Source organism: Xylophilus rhododendri, from assembly GCF_009906855.1.
Lineage (GTDB): Bacteria > Pseudomonadota > Gammaproteobacteria > Burkholderiales > Burkholderiaceae_C > Xylophilus > Xylophilus rhododendri.
This window is the reverse complement of the sequence record NZ_CP047650.1, coordinates 164,741-186,629: the sequence shown is the minus strand read 5'-3', so window position 1 is coordinate 186,629 and position 21,889 is coordinate 164,741. Positions and strand designations below refer to the sequence as shown.

Below are 21,889 nucleotides of genomic sequence, written 5' to 3'. Positions count from 1 at the left end.
CTCGCCTCGCGCGAACCGGGCGCGGCGTGCACCGGTGCTCAGGTCTTGTCGGAAGCCGGATTCGAAGCCGGACGGGGCGCCGGAAGCAGATAGGCCAGCCCGCGATCGTGCAGGTGGAAGCTGGGCAGCTTGTATTGCCGCGCGAGCTGCTCGATCGCCTGGCGGCCCAGCATGCCGGCATCCTTGGCGTTCAGGATGAATGTCAGCTGCTTGCCGTGGCGGCGCTGGTTGAACCTCGATATCGCCTCGCTGGCGACGGCCTGCACCACCGGCAGGGGCAGCCCGTCGAGCGCGACGATGCAGTTGTCGGCCGGGTCCGCGGTGTCGTCGAGCTTGTTCACCGCGAGGGTGATCTGCGCCAGGTCCTCATGGCGCCGCTCGGGCTTGCTGAGCAGATAGGGCGGCAGGCGGACGCCCCAGATCCGCATCAGCTCGCCGAACACCGCGTTGCCCCCGTCGCCGGGCATCACGCGGGCGACGATGCGGATGAGCTTGGCGGGCCCGCCCGGGCCGAGGCGGCCGGGAAAACGGTCGGTGTTGCGGCGTATGCCCTCCGCCACCCATGACAGCATCTGCTGCTGCAGCTCCGTGGCTGCCTGGCCGGCGGCCAGTAGCACCGGCACCAGCATGTTCATGCCGGTTTCCGCCCCCACGTCGTCGAACAGGGCGATGGCCCAGGGCGTGCGGCCCCACACCGGCTGGCAGGCGGCAGTCCATTCCCGCACCTGATCGGGCCGCAGCACCGGCAGCCGCGACAGGATGCGTGCACAGGCAAAGCGCACGCCGAGGTTGTCGAAAGGGGGACGGTGGCCGGGTTCCCAGTGCTCCAGGTACTCCTGGAGCGCCACCATCGCATGCGGCTTCAGGGCGTCCAGCAGATCCTGGAACTGGTGCGAGGCCGTCTCCTTGCCCAGGGTTTCGATGAGCCCGAAAGCCTGTTGCGGCTTCATCGTGAGGCCGGCGCCGGTGATGTGCTGGCGCACGAAGCCGGTGATGGCCCGGATGCCCAGGCGTTCGGCCTGTTCGCTGAACGGGCCGCCTTGCGGGCAATGCCACAAGGCGTGCAGCGGCCCGGCGTTGCGCGCCAGGGGCAGATGGCTGATGCAGGTGCGGGGTACCGCGCGGACGTCCAGGCCCGTGGCCGGCAGGGTCGGCCCGGTGAGCGGCGCCAGGGTCTCGTCGCGGTATGCGGTGGTCGGCGCCGGGTCGTCCCTGGTCCCGCGCTGGTCCTGCGCCTGGTGCCCTGCCTGGCGGGTGGCGGCCGCGCAGGCCGAGGTGTCGGGGATGAACATCGATGGCTCCTCTCAAAAAAGGAGCCATTCCAGCGCCGTGGCCGCGCCGGCCAGCCGCATCCACACGCAAACCCGAGCCGCAGCGCGAAGCGGCGCGGCCGGCAGGATCAGGCCGTGGCGGCCTGCGGGCTGGTGATGAAGTCCGGCGGCGCCAGGCTGCCGGCCGACAGGGTCAGCACCTCGTAGCCGGTCTCGGTGACCAGCACCGTGTGCTCCCACTGGGCCGACAGGCTGCGGTCCTTGGTGACGATGGTCCAGCCGTCGTTGCCGGATTCCTTGATCTCGCGCCGGCCGGCGTTGATCATCGGCTCGATGGTGAAGGTCATGCCGGGCTTGAGTTCCTCCAGCGTGCCCGGGCGGCCGTAGTGCAGCACCTGGGGCTCTTCGTGGAACTTCTGGCCGATGCCGTGGCCGCAGAACTCGCGCACCACCGTATAGCCCTTGCCCTCGGCGAACTTCTGGATGGCCGCGCCGATGTCGCCCAGCCGCGCGCCCGGGCGCACCTGCTGGATGCCCAGCCACATGGCCTCGTAGGTGACCTGCACCAGCCGTTTGGCCTGGCTGGTGCATTCGCCCAGCAGGTACATGCGGCTGTTGTCGCCGTACCAGCCGTCCTGGGTGATGACGGTGACGTCGACATTCATGATGTCGCCCTTCTTCAGCGGCTTCTCGTTCGGGATGCCGTGGCAGACCACGTTGTTGAGCGAGGTGCAGAGATGGCCGGGGTAGGGCGGATAGCCCGGGGGTGCGTAGCCGATGGTGGCCGAGACGGTGCCCTGCCCGCGCATGTATTCCGCGGCCAACCGGTCGATTTCCTTGGTGGTCACGCCGACCTGGATGTGGGGCGTGAGGTAGTCCAGGACCTCGGATGCCAGGCGGCAGGCGGTGCGCATGGCCTCGATCTGCTCGCGGCTCTTGATGGTGATGCTCATCACCGAATTATCCCATCCGGGCGCGGACGCCGCCGGGACGCTGCCCATGGGGCTACTGCGGCTGAGGGTAAAATTCCGCGCCTTCGACCTGTCCCCAGTCAGCGGACCGGCCGGTGTAGAGCCCTCTTCCAAGACCGCAAGACCGCCCCGGCGATCTTTGTCGTGATCCCCACAGCGATCCCTACCGTGACCCAGCACATCATCTTCGAAGGCGGCAACGCCGTCAGCGACTTCCGCGCCCGCCAGCTCCTGCCGCTGCTCCAGGCCATCCATCCCCGCATCACCGGCATCTCCGCGCGTTTCGTGCACCTGGTGGCCACCGATGCGGCGCCGGATGCGACCGAGACCGAACGCCTGGCCGCGCTGCTGACCTACGGCGAGCCCTACACGGGCACGGCGGAGGGTGTGCGTGTGGTGGTGTCGCCGCGCTTCGGCACGGTCTCGCCCTGGGCCTCCAAGGCCACCGACATCGCCCACAACTGCGGCCTGGCCGTGCGCCGGGTGGAGCGCCTGGTCGAATACCGCATCGCCCTGAAGGCGCCGCTGCTGGGCAGCGCCTCGCTGGATGCCGCACAGCAGCAGGCCGTGGCCGCGCTGCTGCATGACCGCATGACCGAATCGGTGGTCTTCGACCGCGAAGCCGCCGCCAAAGGCCTGTTCACCGAGCTGCCCGCCGCGCCGATGGAGCAGGTCGACCTGCTGGCCGGCGGCCGCGCCGCGCTGGAGCAGGCCAACACCCAGTTCGGCCTGGCCCTGGCCAGCGACGAGATCGACTACCTGGTGGAGAACTTCACCCGCCTGGGCCGCAACCCGACCGACGTCGAGCTGATGATGTTCGCCCAGGCCAACAGCGAACACTGCCGCCACAAGATCTTCAACGCCGAGTTCACCATCGACGGCCAGCCGCAGGACCACAGCCTCTTCGGCATGATCCGCCACACCCACCGCACCAGCCCGCAGCACACGGTGATCGCGTATTCGGACAACGCCTCGGTGATGGAAGGCCAGGAGCGCGAGCTGTTCGTGGCCAGCAGCAAGGCCGACCAGGCGACGGACGCCGCGCCCGCGTACGAGCGCCGCCAGTCGCTGCAGCATGTGCTGATGAAGGTCGAGACGCACAACCACCCGACCGCCATCTCGCCCTTCCCCGGTGCCTCCACCGGTGCCGGCGGCGAGATCCGCGACGAAGGCGCCACCGGCCGCGGCAGCAAGCCCAAGGCCGGCCTGACCGGCTTCACCGTATCGAAGCTCTGGCCCGAGGAGGCCGACGCCTACGGCAAGCCCGAACACATCGCCAGCCCGCTGCAGATCATGACCGAGGGCCCGCTCGGCGGCGCCGCCTTCAACAACGAATTCGGCCGGCCCAACCTGCTGGGCTATTTCCGCGAATACGAGCAGACCATCGCCAGCGATGCGGACACCCTCCGCCGCGGCTACCACAAGCCCATCATGATCGCCGGCGGCCTGGGCAGCATCGATGCCGGCCTGACCAAGAAGATCGAATTCCCCGCCGGCTCCCTGCTGATCCAGCTCGGCGGCCCCGGCATGCGCATCGGCATGGGCGGCAGCGCAGCCAGCTCCATGGCCACCGGCGCCAATGCGGCCGAACTCGATTTCGACTCGGTGCAGCGCGGCAATCCCGAGATCGAACGGCGCGCGCAGGAAGTCATCAACCATTGCTGGATGCTGGGCGATGCCAACCCCATCCTGGCGATCCACGACGTGGGCGCGGGCGGGCTGTCGAACGCCTTCCCCGAGCTGACCAACGACGCCGGCCGCGGCGCCCGCTTCGGCCTGCGCGACGTGCCGCTGGAAGAGTCCGGCCTGGCGCCCAAGGAGATCTGGTGCAACGAAAGCCAGGAGCGCTACGTCCTGGCCATCGCCCCCGAATCCCTCGAACAGTTCAAGGCCTTCTGCGAACGCGAGCGCTGCCCCTTCGCCGTGGTCGGCGTGGCCACCGAGGAGCGCCAGCTGGTGCTGGCCGATGCAGCCGCCGCCGAGGCGCCGCCGGTCGACATGCCGATGAACGTGCTGCTGGGCAAGCCGCCCAAGATGCACCGCGACGTGAAGACGGTGGCCCGCCGGTTCCAGCCGCTGGAGCTGACCGGCGTGGACCTGCAGCAGTCGGCCATCGCGGTGCTCTCGCATCCCACGGTCGCCTCCAAGCGTTTCCTGATCACCATCGGCGACCGCACCGTGGGCGGCCTCACCCACCGCGACCAGATGGTCGGCCCCTGGCAGGTGCCGGTGGCCGATTGCGCGGTCACGCTGGCCGACTACGCCGGTTTCGCCGGCGAAGCCATGAGCATGGGCGAACGCACGCCGCTGGCAGCACTCGATGCGCCGGCTTCCGGCCGCATGGCGGTGGCCGAGGCCATCACCAACCTGCTGTCGGCGCCGATCGAGCTGCCCCGGGTCAAGCTCTCGGCCAACTGGATGGCCGCCTGCGGCGAGCCGGGCGAGGACGCCGCGCTCTACGCCACCGTCAAGGCCGTGGGCCTGGAGCTGTGCCCGGCGCTGGGCATCTCGATCCCGGTGGGCAAGGATTCCCTGTCCATGCGCACCCAGTGGAAGGATGAGGCCGGCGAGGCCCGCAAGGTCAGCTCGCCGGTCAGCCTGATCGTCACCGCCTTCGCCACGCTCGCCGACGTGCGCGGCACACTCACGCCGCAGCTCGACGCCACCACGGAAGACACCACCCTCGTCCTGATCGACCTGGGCAAGGGCCAGCACCGCATGGCCGGCTCCATCCTGTCGCAGGTGCTGGGCCAGTCGGGCGACCTGGTGCCGGATCTGGACGACGCGCAGGACCTGGTCCGCCTGGTCGACGCCGTCAACACCCTGCGCGCCCAGGGCCGCATCCTGGCCTACCACGACCGCAGCGACGGCGGCCTGTTCGCCGCGGCCGCCGAGATGGCCTTCGCCGGCCATGTGGGCGTGGCGCTGAACGTGGACATGCTGGTCACCGAAGGCGACGGCATCAGCGACAGCCGCGCCGAGTACGGCGATGCCAAGAACTGGTCGCAGCAGGTGTCGGCGCGGCGCGAGGAACTCACGCTCAAGGCCTTGTTCAACGAGGAGCTGGGCGTGCTGTTGCAGGTGCGCACCTCGGAGCGCAATGAGGTCATGCAGACCCTGCGCTCCTTCGGCCTCTCCAAGCACAGCCATTTCGTCGGCAAGACCCGGCCGGCCAGCTCCTCGATGGAAGTCGGCAAGGGCAAGCTGGAAATCTGGCGCGACACCAAGGCGGTGTTCAGCGCCAGCCTGTTCGACCTGCACCAGGTGTGGGACAGCGTCAGCTGGAAGATCAACCGCGAGCGCGACAACCCGGCCTGCGCGGACAGCGAGCATGCGGCGGCCGGCGTGCCCGAGGACACCGGGCTGCACTGGTCCGTGCCCGCCGAGGCTTCGAAGCTGCCGCAGGCGCCGGCTCTTGTTGGCCAGGCCCGTCCGCGGGTGGCCATCCTGCGCGAGCAGGGCGTGAACTCGCATGTGGAGATGGCCTATGCCTTCGACACCGCCGGCTTCGAGGCGGTGGATGTGCACATGACCGACCTGATGTCCGGCCGCGCCCGTCTGCCCGATTTCAAGGGGGTGGTCGCCTGTGGCGGCTTCAGTTATGGCGACACGCTGGGCGCCGGCATCGGCTGGGCGCGCAGCATCACCTTCCATCCTGAGCTGGCGGCGCAGTTCGCGGCCTTCTTCGGGCGTGGCGATACCTTCGGGCTGGGCATCTGCAATGGCTGCCAGATGTTCGCCGAGCTGGCGGACATCATTCCGGGGGCTTCGGCCTGGCCGCGGTTCACGACGAACCAGAGCGAGCGCTTCGAGGCTCGGCTGGCGATGGTCGAAGTCTTGAAGTCGCCCAGCATCTTCCTGCAGGGGATGGAGGGGTGGCGGCTGCCGATTGCTGTCGCGCATGGCGAGGGGTATGCGAATTTCGCGCACCGGGGGGATGCGGCTCAGGTGCTGCCTGCCATGCGGTATGTGGACCACACCGGGCAGGCGACTGAGCAGTACCCGTTCAACCCCAACGGCAGTGCTGGTGGTCTGACTGGTGTGACTACGCCGGATGGGCGGTTCACTGCGCTGATGCCGCATCCTGAGCGGGTGTTCCGGAATGTGCAGATGAGCTGGACGGGGGGGGATGTGGGTGGGTTCAGTCCCTGGATGCACCTTTGGCATAACGCTCGGCGGTTTGTGGGGTGAGGCGCTTTTTGCTTCTTTGCTGTTCTCCTGCGGAGGGCGGAGCTGGGGCTGCGCGCCCCAGACCGCGCTCACTTTCTTTGCTTCGCCAAAGAAAGTAAGCAAAGAAAGGCGACCCGGCTGCGGGAGTCCCCCTCCTGCGGAGGGGGCACGCTGCGGTGCTCGCAAAAGCGGGGTCCACGACAACTCGCTTCGCTCAAACAGGTCATGGCCCTGATCCGCTTTTGCTGCGCTCCTCACTCACCCGCAGACGGGACCCGGGAGCGGGGGCAGCGGCTGCTTCGCAGCGCAACGGGCCGTCGCTGCGCTCGGCCGCTGGTTGATGAATACCCGCCCTTCGCCACGTTCGGTCTTTCAGCCAGGGCCGAGCGCAGCGACGGCCCGTCACCCTGCGAAGCAGTGGCTGTCCCCGCTCCCGTTCCCGGGTCCCGTTAGCCCGAGAGCGAGGAACGGAGCAAAGGCGGATCAGGGCCACGACCTGTTTGAGCGAAGCGAGTTGTCGTGGACCCCGCCTTTGCGAGTACCGCAGCGGTGCCCGAAGGGCCTCGGGTGTCGGGTCGCCTTTCTTTGCTTACTTTCTTTGGCGAAGCAAAGAAAGTGAGCGCGGTCTGGGGCGCGCAGCCCCAGCTCCGCCCTCCGCGCAGGAGACAAACCCCGGACAGCAACCAACCCCCCGCAAAGCACTTTTGCAAACACCCCCCAACCCCAGCCCCTCAAACTCCACCCCCCAGGCCCAAGGCCAAGCCCATAAAGAAGGACCCCAAAAAATGGCCGCAGGCAGCCTCCTAACCCTGCTGGACGACATCACCACCTTGCTCGACGACATCTCCGTCATGGCCAAGGTGGCCGCCAAGAAGACCGCCGGCGTGCTGGGCGACGACCTCGCAGTGAACGCCGAACAGGTCCACGGCGTGCAAGCCAGCCGCGAACTCCCGGTAGTCTGGGCCGTCTGCAAGGGCTCCCTGCTCAACAAGCTGATCCTGGTGCCGGCGGCGCTGGCCATCAGCGCCATGGCCCCCTGGCTGGTCACGCCCCTCCTGATGCTGGGCGGCGCCTACCTCTGCTACGAGGGCGCGGAAAAACTGGCCCACCGCTTCCTGCACTCGCCCGAGCAGGACCAGGCCCGCAAGGAGGAACAGCGCCGCGTGCTCGCCAGGCCGGCCATGAACCTCGCCGCGCTGGAAAAGGAAAAGATCAAGGGCGCCATCCGCACCGACTTCATCCTCTCGGCCGAGATCATCGCCATCACCCTCGGCGTGGTGCAGGACGAGCCCTTCCTGCCCCGCCTGCTGGTGATGGCCGGTGTCGCGTTCGTAATGACGATAGGCGTCTACGGCATCGTCGCCGCCATCGTGCGGCTGGACGACCTGGGCCTCTACCTGATCCGCCGCGGCACGCCCAGGGCCACCACCATCGGCAAGGCCATCCTGCGCGCCGCTCCGTGGCTGATGAAGACCCTGTCGGTGCTCGGCACGGCGGCGATGTTCCTGGTCGGCGGCGGCATCCTGGTGCACGGCCTGGAGCCGGTCGCCCATGCGCTGGAGGACCTGGGCACCCTGGCCGGAGCAGGCATCAACGCCATGGTCGGCCTGGTGGCCGGCGGCCTGCTGGTCGCCGCGATGCTGGGCTGGAAACGGCTGCGGCGCTGAGCCCGGCTCAGCGCGCCAGGCCCCAGCCGGCCAGCAGCTGCTCCAGCCGCTGCTGCGCCGCATCCGTCAGCGGCCAGGCAGAGGGCGGCCGGGTGGCGCCGCAGTCCTGGCCCATGATCCGCAGGGCGGACTTCACCACGGTGACGTTGGTGCCGTTGTTCTCCTGCGCCCGCAGTTCCTCGAAGGGCAGCATCTCGGCGATCAGGCGCATGGCCAGCGGATAGTCGGCCGACTCCAGCGCCGCATGGATGGCCACCGAGCGCTTCGGCATCACGTTGATCAGCCCCGAGGTGAAGCCGCGCGCACCCACCGCGTACAGCGGCGGCGCCCAGTTCTCGGCCAGGCCGCCCACCCAGGCCAGGCCCCGGTCGGCCGTGCGGCGGATGGCCTCGGCCAGCACCAGCGGCGTGGGCGCGGCCCACTTGATGCCGATCACCTGCGGGATGCGGCAGAGCGCCTCGATGGCCGCCAGGCCGATGTTGTCGTTGCGCAGGTAGAGGATGACCGGCAGCCCGTCGGCCGCATCGGCCACACGCTGCACATAGGCGGTGACGCCGCGCGGCGCCACGAAGGGATCGGGCGGCTGGTGCACCATGATCGCGTCGGCGCCGGCCGCGCGCGAGGCCTTGGCCAGCGCGCAGGCATCGTGCACGCTGCGGCCCACGCCGCCGAGCAGCGGCACCCGGCCGGCGATCTGCTCGGCCGCGATCTGCACCATGCGTTCGGCCTCGTGCGCCTGCAGGCCGTAGTACTCGCTGGTGTTGCCGTTGGCCACCAGCACATGCACGCCGGCTTCCACCGCCCGGTCGACGATGGGTTTCAGGGGCGCGGCGACGATGCGGTCCTGCGCATCGAAGGGCGTGACGAGGATGCCGGAGATGCCGTTCAGCGCCTGGCGCAGCGCGGCTCTGTCGAAATGGGCCATGGTTTTGTTGTCTCCTGGAAGGGCTGATGAAAGACCGGCCGACATGCTCGCACAGGAGGCGGCCGCGTCATCCGCGCAGCCGCGCCACCTGCTCGTCGCGGAAGGCGCGCGGGGTGCAGCCCACCACCTGGCGGAAGCGTCGGTTGAAATAGGCCTCGTCGCCGTAACCGCACTGCCGCGCCACCTCGCGCACCAGCATCGAGGAGCCGGTGAGCAGCTCGCGGGCGCGGTCGAGCCGGCGTTCGGTGACCAGTTCGGTGAAGGTCTGGCCGGTCTCCTTCTTGAGCAGGTTGGCCAGGTAGTTGGGCGAGAGGAAGGCGGCGGCGGCCGCGTCGGTGAGCGAGAGTTCCTGGTCCAGGTTGTCGCGCACATAACGCACCACCCGCTGCAGGGCGTCGTGGCGCGAGGTGCGGCCGCCCTGGTGCAGGGCCAGTCGCTGCAGCTCGCGCTCCTGGCGCAGGCAGGCCAGGCCGACGATCTGCTGCAGGATGCCGCGCACCATGGCCATGCCGCCGAAGCTGCGTTCGGCGTTGTACTGGCGCAGTTCTTCCAGCCAGGCCTCGATGCGGTGGAAGTCGGGCGCGTCGAAGGCGAAGTCCAGGTACTCCTGGAACAGGAAGGGCGCCAGCTCGGGGTGGCTGGCGAAGGCCAGGCCGTCGAGGTCCAGCTCGTCCACCGCGATCTCGGGCCAGAGGAAACGCTGGCTGAAATTGACGATGCAGTAGCGCGAGCCCGGCGGATGCGGGATCACATGCATGCGGTGGGGCAGCACGAAGCTGAGGTACCCCCGGCCGAAGGGCCGCACCGCCGCGCCGATGGCCTGCTGGGTGTCGCCCTCCAGGCCCACCTGGATCTGGAAGTAGCCGTGGCGGTGCGGCTGGGTGAGTTCGTTGCGGGCGCCCTGGAAACGGATGTCGAAGTCCAGGTGCTCGGCGCGTTCGTGCATGCGCCAGGTCCGCAGGGGCGGGTGGGAGGTCGGCATGCGCCGAGTGTGCCGCACCCCTGCTGCCCGCGTCAGACGACTTCGGTCTGCACTTCGCCCAGGCCGGCGATGGCGCCGATCAGGTGGTCGCCGCGCTGCACCGCGCCCACGCCGGAGGGGGTGCCGGTGAAGATCAGGTCGCCGGCGCGCAGCTCGAACAGGGTCGAGAGGTAGGCGATGGTGCCGGGGACCTTCCAGATCATGTCCGAGAGGTCGCCGTTCTGGCGGGTCTCGCCGTTGACCGACAGGGTGATGGAGCCTGACGACGGATGGCCGGCCTGGGCCACGGGGTAGATGGCGCCGCAGGGGGCGGCGTTGTCGAAGGCCTTGCCGAGTTCCCAGGGGCGGCCGGTTTTCTTGGCGATGCCTTGCAGGTCGCGTCTGGTCATGTCCAGGCCCACGGCGTAGCCCCAGACATGGGTCAGGGCTTCTGCTTCCTCGATGTTCTTGCCGCCCTTGCCGATGGCCACGACGAATTCGACTTCGTGGTGGACGTTGGTGGAGATGCTGGGGTAGGGGAATTTTCCGCCGTCTGCCACGATGGCTGTCGCGGGCTTCTGGAAGAAGAAGGGGGGCTCCACGTCGGGGTTGTGGCCCATCTCGCGGGAGTGTTCGGCGTAGTTCTGGCCTACGCAGAAGATGCGGGCTACGGGGAAGCGGGTTTGGCTGCCGGCTATGGGCAGGGAGTTGATCTTCTGGGGGTCTATTGCGTAGGTGGTCGTTGTCGTCGACATGGGTGCTTTTCTGCTGGTGGTTTGATTCCTTGACTCTAGGAGGCTGGGTTGGGCTTCTGGTTGGCTGGTTACTGGGATTCTTGGACTGGGTTACTTTTGTTGGGGGTTTGTCTCCTGCGCGGAGGGCGGGGCTGGGGCTGCGCGCCCCAGACCGCGCTCACTTTCTTTGCTTCGCTGTTTAGACCGGGGACATGGGAAACACCCGTGCGGGGACATAGGAAACACCTCGGCTCAATTGGAAGCGGTCGCCGCAGCGCTGTCCAGACGCATGAAGCAATGGTGGCTGAAGTAGATATCGAAGCAGCCGTCGTGCTCGGGATCGGGCCGGAAGGCCACCGGCAGGCGGTGTAGCGCGTGCGACAAGCGCAGCTTGTGGCCCTGGAACTTCACGAAGCCGTTCCAGCCCACGGTCACGACGTGATCGTGCTCGGCGTATTCGATCTCCGCCAGCGTCTGCGGCATGGCCCGCGGGCTCATGCGGTAGCGCTGTGCGGGTGTCTGCATGGCGATGCCCTCGTGTGGTCTTTCGTGGTTGTAGACAGCCCTCCAACGGTCGAGCGCGTCCTGTGCATGGGCGAGGTTGTCGAAGGTCCTGCCGTTGAGCACCTCGGCCTTGAGCGAACGGTGGAAGCGCTCGAGCTTGCCGTTGGTCTGCGGGTGGTACGGCGCGCTGTGGCTGACGCGCATGCCCAGCCGGATGAACCAGATGTCGAGCCCGCTGAGGTGGCCCGATGCGCTCGGCACGCCCCAGGGCGCGCCGTTGTCGGCGTTGATGCGCGCGGGCAGCCCGTAGCGCTCGAAGACGGCCTGGAGCTGGCTCTGCACCGTGGCGCTGTCGGTCCTGGCGCAGGCGGCCGCGGCCAGGTTGAAGCGCGAGTGGTCGTCGAGCAAGGTCAGCGGGTTGCAGCGCCCGGCAGCGGTCTCGAAGTGGCCTTTGAAGTCGAGCTGCCACAGCGCGTTGGGATGCTCGTGCTCGAAGCGCTGCCAGGGCTGGCTGGCAGCGCTCGCCTCTTGAGGGATCAGGCCGTTGCGTCGCAGGATGTCGGTGACGGTGCTGGTGGCGGGCACCTCGCGGTGGCCGAGGTCCAGCAGCCTGCGGCAGATCTTGCGCGCGCCCCAGGCAGGATGCTTGCGCCGCATCGCCAGGACGGTCGACTGCATGTCCGCGGGCGTCTGCAGCGGGCTGTGTACGGGGCGCCTGGAGCGCTCCACGAAGGCCGCCTGACCTTCCACTGCAAAACGCTTGAGCAGCGCATAGCCCGCCTTGGGCGTGATGTTGAAGCGCCGGCACAACTCGCGCCGATTAGCCCCTTCCTGCTGGGCCAGTTCCACGAACTCTTGCTTGGTGCTCATGAGGTCTCTCGGTTGCCAGGGCATGGGCTTCTCCTCGGCTTGTCTGCCGCACAGAAGTGTTTCCCATGTCCCCGCACACCCGTTTCCCATGTCCCCGGTCTGAACACTTCGCCAAAGAAAGTAAGCAAAGAAAGGCGACCCGGCTGCGGGAGTCCCCCTCCTGCGGAGGGGGCACGCTGCGGTGCTCGCAAAAGCGGGGTCCACGACAACTCGCTTCGCTCAAACAGGTCGTGGCCCTGATCCGCTTTTGCTCCGCTCCTCACTCTCCCGCAGACGGGACCCGGGGAGCGGGGACAGCCACTGCTTCGCAGGGCGACGGGCCGTCGCTGCGCTCGGCCTCTGATTGAATAACCCGCCCTTTGGCATCGGCCGCATTTCAGTGGAGGCCGAGCGCAGCGAAGGCCCGTTGCGCTGCGAAGCAGCCGCTGTCCCCGCTCCCGCTTCCGGGTCCCGTGAGCCCGAGAGCGAGGAACGGAGCAAAGGCGGATCAGGGCCACGACCTGTTTGAGCGAAGCGAGTTGTCGTGGACCCCGCCTTTGCGAGTACCGCAGCGGTGCCCGAAGGGCCTCGGGTGTCGGGTCGCCTTTCTTTGCTTACTTTCTTTGGCGAAGCAAAGAAAGTGAGCGCGGTCTGGGGCGCGCAGCCCCAGCTCCGCCCTCCGCGAAGGAGACAAACCCAAACCCAAACCCCAAACCAAACTCACTCAGGCCGAATATCAGCCTTCTTGGCCACAGCCTTCCACCGCGTCAACTCAGCGCCAATAAAAGCAGCAAACTCCGCAGGCTTCATAACAGCCGGCTCCGCCCCTTCCTTCAAAAAGAAGCCCTTCATCTCCTCCGACTGCACAGCCTTGTTGATCTCGCCATTGAGCCGATCCACAACCGCAGCAGGCGTATTGGCCGGCGCGAACACCCCCCACCACAGGTCCACACCAGCCCCTTGTACCCAGCTTCTTCGAGAGAAGGCAGATCAGGCGCCACCTGCGAGCGCTGCGCAGTGGTCACGGCCAGCGCCCGCAGCCGCCCGGCCTTGACCTGCGACAGGATCGAAGGCGCACTGGCAATGATGATGTCGATCTGCCCACCCAGCAGATCGGTCACCGCCGGCGCCATGCCCTTGTACGGCACATGCGTGAGCTTGATGCCGGCGGCGTCCGCGAAGATCTCCGTGGCGAACTGGTTGATGCTCCCCGCGCCCGAGGTCCCGTAGTTGAGCTTGCCCGGCTGGGCCTTGGCGGCCGCCACCAGCTCCTGGATGGTCTTGTAGGGCGCATCCTTGTTCACGGTCACCAGCAGCGGCCCCTTGGCCAGCATCGCCACCGGCTTGAAGTCCTTCAGCACGTCGTAGGAGAGGTTGGTGCGGATGGCCGCGCCCGTAGTGAAGGTGGAGGTCACCACCACCAGCTGATAGCCGTCGGCCGGGGCGCGCGCCACCTGCTGGTTGGCGATGATGCCGCCGCCCGAAGGCTTGTTGTCCACGATGAAGGGCTGGCCCATGCTGTCCTGCAGCCGCTTGCCGATGGCCCGGGCAAAGACGTCGTTGGAACCGCCGGCCGCACTGCCGACCACGAAGGTCACCGGCCGGCTGGGGTAGGGCGCGCCGCCCTGGGCATGGGCGGCGGGCAGGGCGGTGGCGAGCAGGCTGGCGGCGAGCAGGGCGCGGCGGGTGGGATGGGTGGTCAAGGCAAGGTCTCCTGTTTTTCGGCTATTGCCGGTCATGGTAAGCAGTCGGCCATGATGCTTCCATGAAGTTTCGTCAATCGAAAGACAAGGTTTTCTTGTGCTCGCAATGGCTGGCAAGGGGCACACTCCGCCCAGGCGCCGTCCGTGGCGCCATCCAAGGACCTGGAGCGAGACAAAAACCATGGCACTGACCAGCGACGCCAGCGGCGTCTACCCGATCGCACCGACACCCTTTCTCGACGACGGCCGCATCGACACGGCCGCCATCGACCGGCTGACGGATTTCTACCTCGGCTGCGGCGCCACCGGCATCACGGTGCTGGGCCAGCTCGGCGAGGCGCCCAAGCTCGAACATGCCGAAAGCGTGGACGTGGCCCGCCGCATGATCCAGCGGGCGAGCCGGCTGCCGGTGATCGTCGGCGTGTCCGCGCCGGGCTTCGCCGCCATGCGGGCGCTGACCCGCGACGTGATGGATGCGGGCGCGGCCGGCGTGATGATCGCCCCGCCCAACACCTTGCGCACCGACGACCAGATCGTCAGCTACTACCGCCAGGCGGCGCAGGCCATCGGCGAGGACGTGCCCTTCGTGCTGCAGGACTATCCGCTGACCTTCAGCGTGCAGATGACACCCGGCGTGATCCGCAGCATCGTGCAGGACAACCCTTCCTGCGTGATGCTCAAGCACGAGGACTGGCCGGGGCTGGAGAAGATCTCCACCCTGCGTGCCTGGGAACGCGAGGGCGCCATGCGCCACATCGCCATCCTGACCGGCAACAACGGCCTGTTCCTGGACTACGAGATGGAGCGCGGCGCCGACGGCGCCAACACCGGCTATGCCTTCCCCGACATGCTGGTGGACCTGGTGCGCCTGTCCCGGGCCGGCCAGCGCGAGGAGGCGCACGACCTGTTCGATGCCCACCTGCCGCTGCTGCGCTACGAGCAGCAGCCGGGCATCGGCCTGACGGTGCGCAAATACCTGCTGTACCGCCGCGGCCTGCTCGGCTCGCCGACGCTGCGCCAGCCCTTCGCGCCGCTCACGGCCGCCACCAAGGCCGAGGTGGAACACCTGCTCGGCCGGCTGGCCCGCCACGACACACGCGCCCAGCTCTGAACCCCACACACCAAACACATCCCCATGCGCAGCAAACTCTTCGTGCCCGGCTCCCGCCCGGAACTCTTCGACAAGGCCCTGGCGGGCGATGCCGATGCCCTGTCCTTCGACCTGGAGGACGCCGTGGCCGAGTCTCGCAAGGCCGAGGCGCGGCAGACGCTGGGCGACTTCCTGGCCCGCGTGGCCGACCCGGCGGTCAAGCGCGGCAAGGTGATGATCGTGCGTGTCAATCCGCTGGACACGCCGCATTTCGCGCCCGACCTGGCGGCGGTGGTGCGGCCCGGGCTGGACCTGCTCAACCTGCCAAAGCCCGAGGAGCCGGCCCAGGTGATCCAGGCGGTGGAAGCCCTGATCCAGGCCGAGCGGACCAATGGCGTGAGCCAGCCGGTGCGCCTGCTGCTCAACATCGAGACGCCCAAGGCCCTGCGCAATGCCGCCGCGCTGGCAGCCGCCCATCCGCGGGTGGCCGGCCTGCAGATGGGCCTGGGCGACCTGTTCGAGCCGCTGGGCATCGCCCGGCGCGATCCGGACAATGTGCGCGCCGCCATGTTCGCCATCCGCATGGCGGCCGGCGAAGCCGGTGTATTCGCCTACGACGGCGCCTTCGCCGATGTGCGTGACGTGGAAGGCTACCGGGCCGAGGCCGACATGGCGCGGCGCCTGGGCTTTCTCGGCAAGAGCTGCATCCACCCCAGCCAGATCGCGCTGGCCAACGCCGCCTTCCGGCCCAGCGACGAGGAGATCGCCCATGCGCGCAAGGTGGTCGATGGCGCCCGCGCGGCCGAGGACAGCGGCACCGGCGCCTGGGTGGTGGACGGCAAGATGATCGACGCGCCTTTCCTGGCCCGCGCCCGCGCCATCGTCGAGACGGCGGTCCGCCTGGGCCTGCCCGGCGCCTGAAGCTTTTTCCCTTTCCCGATATTCCATGCAGAACACCCCAGCCACATCCACCCGAGGCGGGCCGCTGGCCGGCGTGCGGGTGCTCGACCTCAGCGCCTACATCGCCGGCCCCTACGGCTGCGCCCTGCTGGCCGACCAGGGGGCGGACGTCGTCAAGATCGAGCCGCCCGCGGGCGACAACCTGCGCAAGTACCCTTCCACCCTGGCCGACGAGAGCCGGGCCTTCGTCGGCGTCAACCGCAGCAAGCGCGGCCTGGTGCTGGACCTGAAGCAGCCCGCCGACCTGCAGCTGCTGAAGGAGCTGGTGCGCACCGCCGATGTGCTGGTGCACAACTTCCGCCCCAGCGTGCCGCCGCGCCTGGGCATCGACTACGAAAGCCTGTCGGCCATCAACCCGCGCCTGATCTACTGCGCCGTCACCGGCTACGGCGAGACCGGCCCGCTGCGCGAGAAGGCCGGCTACGACCAGGTGCTGCAGACCATGACCGGCATGTGCGCCATGCAGGCGCCGGCCGGGCAGGCGCCCGAGATCCTCTACGGCTCGGTGGTCGACTACTACGCCGCCTCGATGGTGGCGGCGGGCGTGTCCTCGGCCCTGTACGAACGCGAGAAGAGCGGCCGCGGCCAGCAGGTGGGCGTGTCGCTGCTGCGCTCGGCGCTGGCGATGCAGTCGGCCCGCCTGGTCTGGGCCGAGGGCGAGCCGCGCGAGGTGGGGCGCGACATGCGTTCGGGCGGCATCACCGGCATCCATCCGACCCGCGAGGGCTGGCTCTACATCTCGGCCAACACCGCGCATTTCTGGCGCGCGCTGTGCGAGAAGACCGGGCTCGACGAACTGCTGGCCACCGACCGCTACGACTCGGTGCGCAAGCGCGCCGAGCACAAGGACGAGATCGTGCCGCGCCTGCACGCGGCCCTGGCGCAGCGCTCCGCGCTGGAGTGGGAAGCCCATTTCGGCGAGGAAGTGCCCTGCGCGGCGGCGCGCACGGTGGAAGACATGTTCGACTTCGAACAGGTCGAGGCCGAGGCACTGATCACCCGCTTCGAGCACCCGGTGCTCGGCAGCTACCGCGGCTTCACCCGTGCCATCGCCTTCGGCCGCACGCCGGGGCCGCAGCCCTTCGCCGCGCCCACGCTGGACCAGCATGGCGCGGCCATCCGCCAGCAGACACAAGGGGAGGGCGCACCCACGCCCTAGCCATCCCCCGGTCGCGGCAGTTTTTCGGTCCACAAAAAAGACGGAGACAAAGACATGAACAGCCAGCCCCTCAACCGACATCTCGCCAAGGCCTTCGTGGCCGCCACCATGCTCGCCCTGGGCGGCAGCGCGCTCGGCCAGGCCGCCTGGCCGGACCGGCCGGTGAAGATCGTCGTGCCCTATGCGGCCGGCGGCACCACCGACTACGCCGCGCGGCAGATCGCGCAGAAGCTCACCGAGCAGTTCGGCCAGTCCTTCTACGTGGAGAACAAGGCCGGCGGCAGCGGCACCATCGGCACCCAGTACGTGGCCAAGGCGCCGCCGGACGGCAGCATCCTGCTGGCCAACGACACCACCTACACCATGCTGCCCGGCCAGATGGCCAAGCTGCCCTGGGACCATGCCGCCGACCTGCTGCCGGTGACCACCATCCTGCAGACACCGGTGGTGCTGGTGGTGCCGGTGGCCTCGCCCTTCAAGACCCTGCAGGAGCTGCTGGCCTTCGCGCGGAAGAACCCCGGCAAGCTCAATTTCGGCTCGGGCGGCGCGGGCAGCTCCACCCATCTGCAGGCGGCGGTGTTCGACAGTGAGGCCAAGGTCGAGATCACCCATGTGCCCTACAAGGGCGCGGGCGAGGCCATGCTGGGCCTGGTGGCCAACCAGGTCGATGTGCTGATCACCGCCACGCCGACGGCGCTGGCCCAGGTGCGCGGCGGCAAGGCGCGGGCGCTGGCCGTCACCGGCGCGAAGCGCCTGCCGGCCATGCCCGAGGTGCCCACCTTCGCCGAGGCCGGCCTGCCCAGCTACACGGTGGCCAACTGGTTCGGCCTGGCCGCGCCGCGCGGCACCAGTGCGCAGGTGATCGAGAAACTGCAGCAGGCGGTGGTGCAGGCCCTGGCCGACCCGGCGCTGCGCGAGCGCCTGGCCCAGCAGGGCGCGCAGCCCGGCGGCATCGCCACCGAGGCCTTCGCCGCGCAGATCCGCGAAGAGACCCGGCTGTGGACCGCCGCGGCCCGGGCGGCCGGCATCCAGCCGCAATGAGTCAACTTGTCCCCTCCATCGCCACCTGAACACCGATGAGCATTCCGCACACCCTCGGCACAGCCGCTCCGCGATTCGCCGTCCCGGCCGACGCCTGCGACAGCCATATCCACATCTACGACCGGCGCTTCGCCAGCCTGGGCGATCCGGCCCGTGCCCTGGCCGATGCGACGGCGGGCGACTACCGGCGCCTGCAGCAGCGCATGGGCAGCAGCCGCAGCGTGGTGGTGACCCCCACCGTCTACGGTACCGACAACGCCGTCACGCTCGATGCCATCCAGCAGCTGGGCGTGCAGCGCACCCGCGGCGTGGCGGTGCTGCATCCCGATGTGGACGATGCCACCCTGCAGGCCCTGGATGCCGGCGGCGTGCGCGGCATCCGCTTCACGCTCTTCGACCCCGCCACGGCGGTGACGAGCTTCGACATGATCGCCCCGCTGGCCCGCCGCATCGCCCCCCTGGGCTGGCATGTGCAGCTGCACTTTCGCGGCGACCAGATCGTGGAGCAGCAGGCGTTGATCGAGAGCCTGCCCTGCCCCATGGTGTTCGACCACATGGCGCGGCTGCCGCACCCGCAAGGGGCGGCGCATCCGGCCTTCGACATCGTCGGCCGGCTGCTGGATGCCGGACGGGCCTGGGTCAAGCTCTCCGGCGCCTATCTCGATGCCGGCGAGCCCGACAGCCGTGCCGGCGTGGTGCGGGCCTGGGTGAAGCGGGCGCCGGAGCGCCTGGTCTGGGGCAGCGACTGGCCCCATCCCACCGAGCAGAAGAAGGGCGTGCCCGACGACGCCGCGCTGCTCGACCGCTGGGCCGAGGCCGTGGGCGACGAAGCCCTGTGCCGGCGCATCCTGGTCGAAAACCCGGCCGTGCTCTACGGCTTCTGACGATGCAGCCCCTGTGTCGCCGCCTCGCCATAACGCTTCTGCGAGGCGGCCTGGAAGGCCTCCAGCACGGCCTGGGTGAGCCGGCTGTCGGCATCCGCCGGCCGGCAGACGAAGGCGATATGGCGCACCGGCGCGCCCCGGCCCAGCGGCACCTGCAGCATCGGATAGGCCGACAGCAGTTCGTCGCGCAGCGTGGGCACCACCGACACGCCCAGCCCGGCCGAGACCGAGGCGGCGATCGCCTCCGTGCCCGGCAGGTCGAAGGCCCAGTTGAGGCGCGGCACCAGCTTCTGCACGTATTGCGCGGCGATGCGCCCGCCGGTGGTGGCCGGGTCCATGCGGATCCAGTCGTAGCGGCGCAGCATCTCCACCGGCGAGGCCAGGCGCGCGGTGGGCGGCGCGATCATCACCATGGTCTCGCTGGCCAGCGGGAACCAGGCCAGCCGGCTCGATCCGCCCGACAGGGGCTTGACCAGCACCGCCGCATCGATGCGGCCGGCCTTCAGGTCATCCAGCAGCGTCGAGGACAGGCCCTTGGAGATCGAGAACTCCAGCGCCGGCGCGCGTTCGCGCAGCCGCTGCAGGGCGGTCGGCAGCAGCGCGACCTGGGCCGATTCCATGGTGCCCAGGCGGATGCGGCCGGTGATCTCCATGCCCTTCCTGCTGCGCAGGGCGTCGAGCTTGTCCACCGTCTGCTGCAGGGTTTCGGCGATCTCCAGCGCGAAGGGCGTGGGCCGCACCTGGCGGGCCGAACGGTCGAACAGGGGCTGGCCGAAGAAATCCTCCAGCTGGCGCATCTGCAGGCTGACCGCGCTGGCCGTCAGGTTGACCTCCTTGGCCGCCGCGGCGAAGGAGCCGTGGCGCAGCACGGCGGTGAGCGTCTGGAGAAATTGAAGTTTCATGAAACCGCAAAGAAGGAGAGACAGAGATGATGCAAGAACATGAGTCCCAGGCCGCCACGAACGCGGCACGCCGCCGCTGGCTGGCCGCCGCCCTGGCCGTGGTGGCAGCCACGCCGCTGGCGGCGCAGGCGCAGGGCGCCTTCCCGAACAAGCCGATCCGGGTGATCGTGCCCTATGCGGCCGGCGGCGGGGCCGATGCCAATGCCCGGCTGCTGTCGCAACCGCTGTCGCAGCTGCTCGGCCAGCCGATCATCGTGGAGAACAAGCCCGGCGCCAGCGGCGTCCTGGCCGCCCAGGCCGTGCTGCAGGCGCCGGCCGACGGCTACACGCTGCTCTTCGACACCTTCCCCTATGCCGTCAACGCGGTGCTGCGCAAGCTGCCCTTCGACCCGGTCAAGGACCTGGTGCCGGTCTCGCAGGCGATCAACATGCCCAACATCCTGGTGGTGCCGGCCGATGCGCCCTACAAGAACTTCCAGGAACTGCTGGACTACGGCCGCAAGCATCCGGGCCAGCTCAACTACGCCTCCTACGGCGCTGGCGGCTCGGCCCACCTGGCGGCGGAAATGCTCAAGCGCGACGGCAAGCTCGACTGGGTGCATGTGCCTTACAAAGGCGGGGCGCCTGCGATCACCGACCTGCTGGCCGGCCAGGTCTCGGCCTATTTCGCCAATCCGGTGTCCGGCCTGGCCTATGTGCAGTCCGGAAAATTGCGCGCGCTGGCGACGACCGGCGACAAACGCATGGCAGCACTTCCCGATGTACCGACCGTCAAGGAAAGCGGCTTCAAGGACTTCGAGGTGGTCGAGTGGAACGGCTTCTTCGCCCCGGCCGGCACGCCGCAGCCGGTGATCGACCGCCTGGCGGCCGCGGTGCGGGATGCGATCCGCGAGCCGGAGGTCAACAAACGCCTGCTGTCCATGGGCATAGAGCCGGTGGGCAACACGCCGGCCGAGTTCAAGACCTTCCTGGCCGGGCAGATCAACCGCTGGGGCGCGTTGGTCAAGGCCAACCACATCACGCTCGACTGAGGGACAGGCTGGTAGCCGAGAGCGCCGTATTTCTACGGCAATCCGCGAGAAATATTCGGAAAGTCTCTTTGACGGCATTGGCCCGGATGCACTAAGCGATACCGACCTGCGGCGGCAGGGCTGCGTTACCGTTCATTGCAGATCCACCAAACCTACCAGCCATGCCATATTCCGCAACCAATGGTGCGTCGGTCGTCCGACGCAAAAGCGCAACCGCCGTCGCCTTGATCGGCCCTGGCGGCTCACCCACCCAGAGCCTCGACCGGGCGATGGACTTGCTGGAGGTGGTCGTCGGCCATTCCGGCTCCGGTATCACGCTGGGATCGCTCGCCGCGATCGCCGGCCTGAGCAAACCCACGGCGCACCGGCTGCTCACCGGCCTGCGCAGCGCGGGGATGATCGATTACGACGCGCCCAGCCGGCTCTTCTTTCCCGCCTTCAAGCTTTTCAGCATGGGCCAGGCGGCGTCGGCGCGTTTCGACGTGATTCCCCTGGCCACCGCCAGCCTCGACCGCCTGGCCGAGGAAACCGGCGACACGGTATTCCTGAGCGCGCGCAGCGGCGATTTCGCCGTCTGCGTGGCGCGCCGCACCGGCAGTTTCCCGATCAAGACCCTGGCGCTGGACGTGGGCGACGTACGGCCGCTGGGCCTGGGCGCCAACGGCCTGATGCTTCTGTCCTCCCTGCCGGACGAGGACGTGGAGCGCAACCTGGAGCGCCACCGCCTGGCGCTCAAGCCTTTCGCCCAGGCCGATGCCGAATCGCTGCGCCGTGCCGTGGCCGCCACCCGGCAGGAGGGCTATGCCTTCAGCGACGGCATGGTGGTGCCCGACATGTGCGCCGTCGCCGTCGGTATCCGCGGACCGGGCTCGCAGATCGACGCCACCATCTCGCTGGCCGCGATCAGCTCGCGCCTGCAGCAGCCGCGCCGCGACAGCCTGGTGCAGCAGCTGCAGCAGGAAGTCGACACCATCGAGCGGCAGATGCGCGACCGCGCCGATGCCCATTGCGTCTGAGCACGATGGTGCGCAGGACGCAAAAAAAGCCGGGTGTCCCGCAGGACACCC

Annotated in this window: 16 protein-coding genes and 1 pseudogene; 9 read left to right on the top strand and 8 right to left on the bottom strand. The window is 68.8% G+C overall.

Features of this window, described 5'->3' with window-relative positions:
* Positions 1-38: 38 nt before the first annotated feature.
* The gene (locus tag GT347_RS00900) at positions 39-1,292 is read right to left on the bottom strand and encodes a hypothetical protein (RefSeq protein WP_160550191.1); all 1,254 of its coding nucleotides are present in this window, start codon (positions 1,290-1,292) and stop codon (positions 39-41) included.
* A 107-nt stretch (positions 1,293-1,399) separates the two neighbouring features.
* Positions 1,400-2,224 (bottom strand): type I methionyl aminopeptidase, encoded by an 825-nt coding sequence (map, locus tag GT347_RS00895; RefSeq protein ID WP_160550190.1) that lies wholly within the window; start codon positions 2,222-2,224, stop codon positions 1,400-1,402.
* 186 nt (positions 2,225-2,410) lie between these two features.
* Here map and purL point away from each other — a divergent pair, with 186 nt between their 5' ends.
* A complete protein-coding gene (gene purL, locus GT347_RS00890) occupies positions 2,411-6,433 on the top strand; it encodes a phosphoribosylformylglycinamidine synthase (protein ID WP_160550189.1) in 4,023 nt (1,340 codons plus the stop codon).
* A 764-nt stretch (positions 6,434-7,197) separates the two neighbouring features.
* Positions 7,198-8,079 carry a DUF808 domain-containing protein gene (locus tag GT347_RS00885; RefSeq protein WP_160550188.1) on the top strand — a complete coding sequence of 294 codons (882 nt, stop codon included), beginning with the start codon at positions 7,198-7,200 and terminating at the stop codon, positions 8,077-8,079.
* Between the two features lie 7 nt (positions 8,080-8,086).
* Here GT347_RS00885 and GT347_RS00880 read toward each other — a convergent pair whose 3' ends face one another.
* The 5 genes and pseudogenes from GT347_RS00880 to GT347_RS00860 all read right to left on the bottom strand — a co-directional run bounded on the left by GT347_RS00880 (position 8,087) and on the right by GT347_RS00860 (position 13,569).
* On the bottom strand, positions 8,087-9,004 hold the full coding sequence (locus GT347_RS00880; RefSeq protein ID WP_160550187.1) for a dihydrodipicolinate synthase family protein: 918 nt from the start codon (positions 9,002-9,004) through the stop codon (positions 8,087-8,089).
* Positions 9,005-9,071: 67 nt separating this feature from the next.
* Positions 9,072-9,986 (bottom strand): helix-turn-helix transcriptional regulator, encoded by a 915-nt coding sequence (locus GT347_RS00875; protein ID WP_229722585.1) that lies wholly within the window; start codon positions 9,984-9,986, stop codon positions 9,072-9,074.
* A 32-nt stretch (positions 9,987-10,018) separates the two neighbouring features.
* The gene (locus GT347_RS00870) at positions 10,019-10,720 is read right to left on the bottom strand and encodes a fumarylacetoacetate hydrolase family protein (protein WP_160550186.1); all 702 of its coding nucleotides are present in this window, start codon (positions 10,718-10,720) and stop codon (positions 10,019-10,021) included.
* Positions 10,721-10,951: 231 nt separating this feature from the next.
* Positions 10,952-12,097, bottom strand: a complete 1,146-nt coding sequence (locus GT347_RS00865; protein WP_160550185.1) for an IS481 family transposase — start codon at positions 12,095-12,097, stop codon at positions 10,952-10,954.
* A gap of 675 nt (positions 12,098-12,772) precedes the next feature.
* Positions 12,773-13,569: pseudogene (locus GT347_RS00860) on the bottom strand (tripartite tricarboxylate transporter substrate binding protein).
* 367 nt (positions 13,570-13,936) lie between these two features.
* Between GT347_RS00860 and GT347_RS00855 the strand changes: the two are divergent.
* The 5 genes from GT347_RS00855 to GT347_RS00835 are packed head-to-tail and all read left to right on the top strand — an operon-like array spanning position 13,937 to position 18,889.
* On the top strand, positions 13,937-14,866 hold the full coding sequence (locus GT347_RS00855) for a dihydrodipicolinate synthase family protein (protein WP_160550184.1): 930 nt from the start codon (positions 13,937-13,939) through the stop codon (positions 14,864-14,866).
* A gap of 24 nt (positions 14,867-14,890) precedes the next feature.
* Positions 14,891-15,766 carry an HpcH/HpaI aldolase/citrate lyase family protein gene (locus GT347_RS00850; RefSeq protein ID WP_160550183.1) on the top strand — a complete coding sequence of 292 codons (876 nt, stop codon included), beginning with the start codon at positions 14,891-14,893 and terminating at the stop codon, positions 15,764-15,766.
* Between the two features lie 25 nt (positions 15,767-15,791).
* Positions 15,792-16,964 (top strand): CaiB/BaiF CoA transferase family protein, encoded by a 1,173-nt coding sequence (locus tag GT347_RS00845; RefSeq protein WP_160550182.1) that lies wholly within the window; start codon positions 15,792-15,794, stop codon positions 16,962-16,964.
* 54 nt (positions 16,965-17,018) lie between these two features.
* Positions 17,019-18,005, top strand: coding sequence for a Bug family tripartite tricarboxylate transporter substrate binding protein (locus GT347_RS00840; protein ID WP_326830378.1), 987 nt, complete (start codon positions 17,019-17,021; stop codon positions 18,003-18,005).
* Positions 18,006-18,040: 35 nt separating this feature from the next.
* Positions 18,041-18,889: an amidohydrolase family protein gene (locus tag GT347_RS00835; RefSeq protein WP_160550181.1), complete on the top strand. Its 849-nt coding sequence runs from the start codon at positions 18,041-18,043 to the stop codon at positions 18,887-18,889.
* Here GT347_RS00835 and GT347_RS00830 read toward each other — a convergent pair.
* The gene (locus GT347_RS00830) at positions 18,877-19,791 is read right to left on the bottom strand and encodes a LysR family transcriptional regulator (protein ID WP_160550180.1); all 915 of its coding nucleotides are present in this window, start codon (positions 19,789-19,791) and stop codon (positions 18,877-18,879) included. The two genes, GT347_RS00835 and GT347_RS00830, sit on opposite strands and share 13 nt — an antisense overlap.
* 26 nt (positions 19,792-19,817) lie before the next feature.
* On the opposite strand from GT347_RS00830, the gene GT347_RS00825 reads away from it, so the two are divergent.
* Together GT347_RS00825 and GT347_RS00820 are read left to right on the top strand one after the other, a co-directional pair.
* Positions 19,818-20,822: a tripartite tricarboxylate transporter substrate binding protein gene (locus GT347_RS00825; protein WP_326830377.1), complete on the top strand. Its 1,005-nt coding sequence runs from the start codon at positions 19,818-19,820 to the stop codon at positions 20,820-20,822.
* A 224-nt stretch (positions 20,823-21,046) separates the two neighbouring features.
* Entirely contained in the window at positions 21,047-21,838 is a 792-nt protein-coding gene (locus GT347_RS00820) for an IclR family transcriptional regulator (protein ID WP_160550179.1), read from the top strand.
* Positions 21,839-21,889 lie beyond the last annotated feature (51 nt).